The 1,541-nt window shown below is 73.3% G+C and carries 2 protein-coding genes; both read left to right on the top strand.

Annotation, left to right across the window (positions count from 1 at the left end):
- Positions 1-563, top strand: a 563-nt coding sequence (locus AC2W7M_RS25210; RefSeq protein ID WP_486135819.1) for a tellurite resistance TerB family protein, incomplete at its 5' end; no start/stop codon positions are given.
- A gap of 77 nt (positions 564-640) precedes the next feature.
- On the top strand, positions 641-1,522 hold the full coding sequence (locus AC2W7M_RS25205) for a protein-methionine-sulfoxide reductase heme-binding subunit MsrQ (protein ID WP_486135817.1): 882 nt from the start codon (positions 641-643) through the stop codon (positions 1,520-1,522).
- Positions 1,523-1,541 lie beyond the last annotated feature (19 nt).

Raw genomic sequence — 1,541 nt, 5'->3', positions numbered from 1 at the left:
CCATGCCGGCCCCCGCACCCGCCCCCGCTCCGGCTCCCGCCCCCACCGGCGGGACCCAGGCGAGCGGCGGCAGCGACCTCGTGAAATATGGCGGCCTCGCCGTCATCGGCATGCTGGCCTTCAATGCCTTCCGCAAGTGGCAGGCCCAGTCCGGCGGTTCGCGGCTGATGGCGGACGACGCCCAGGCCTTCAGCCCGGCCCAGGCGCCGGGCGGACCCGAGCACTTCTCCCAGGTGCTGGTGGCCGCCATGGCCGCCGCCGCGCAGGCGGACGGCAGCCTCGACCCGGACGAGCTCAACCGCATCGCCGCGGGCGTGACGCGCATGGGCGGCAATGCGCCGGACCAGGCGATGCTGGTGGAGATCCTGTCCACCCCGGTCAACCCGCAGGACCTCGTGAACGCCGCCACCTCGCCGGAAGCGGCGATGCAGATCTATGCCGCCTCCGTCATGGCCATCCGGCCCGACAGCGCGGCCGAGCAGCGCTACCTCGCGAACCTCGCCGAGGCGCTGGCCATCGATCCGGCGCTCAAGGCCCAGCTCGACCGCGACCTGACGGCCTGACGCCATGCAGCGGCGCGCTCACGCCATCGTGCGCGAGCGCGCCGTACGCGGCCCTTTCCGGCGGCGTAGAAGGCGCGATGCCCGCCGTCTCGCCCTCCCCTGCCCCCTCCCCTGCCCCCTCCCCGCTCGCGCGCCTCGCGCGCCCCCTCCTCTACGAACGCTCTGGCGCCCTGAGCGCCGAGAAGACGGTCGCGCTGGCGCTGGCCTTCGCGCCGCTCGCGCATCTTTGCTGGATCGCCGCAGCCGGTGGGCTCGGGGCGCGGCCGGTGTCCGCCGCGATCCACTTCACCGGGCTTTGGGCGCTGCGCTTCCTCGTCATCAGCCTCGCGGTGACGCCGCTGCGCCGCACCTTCTCCTGGAACAAGCTGATCCTCGCCCGCCGCACGCTCGGTCTCGCGGCGCTGGGCTACGCGTTGCTGCACATCGCGCTGTTCTTCGTCGACCAGGGCGCGGCGCGGGCGGTGCAGGAGATCGTTCTGCGGGTCTATCTCGTGATCGGCGCGGTGGCGCTTGCGATCCTGCTGGCGCTCGGCCTCACCTCCACCAATGCCGCGATCCGCCGCATGGGCGCGCAGAACTGGCAGCGCCTGCACCTCCTGGCCTATGGCGCGGCGGTGCTCGGCACGGTGCATTTCTTCTTCCAGTCGAAGCTGGACGTGACCGAGCCGGCCCTCATGGCCGGCGTCCTCGCCTACCTGTTCGGCTTCCGCCTGATGTTCCGCGCCGGCCGTCCGGTGAGCCCCGGACGCCTCATCGCGCTCGCCGCCGCCAGCGCGCTCGCCACGGCGGGGATGGAAGCGGCGTGGTACGGCCTTGCGACCCGCGTCGATCCCGCTCTCGTCCTGGAGGCGAACCTCTCCTTCGACCTCGGCCCGCGCCCGCTCTGGTGGGTGCTGGCGGGCGGTCTCGCCGTCGCGGTTTTCGCCGCCATCGACGCGCGGCGCGCCCGCGCCCGCTGATCTACTCGCTCTCGCTGGC

The sequence above is a fragment of the Xanthobacter sp. BG11Y11_SDJG genome (assembly GCF_057364445.1).
Note: the sequence above shows the minus strand (reverse complement) of the source record. Positions and strands in the feature narration are given on the sequence as shown.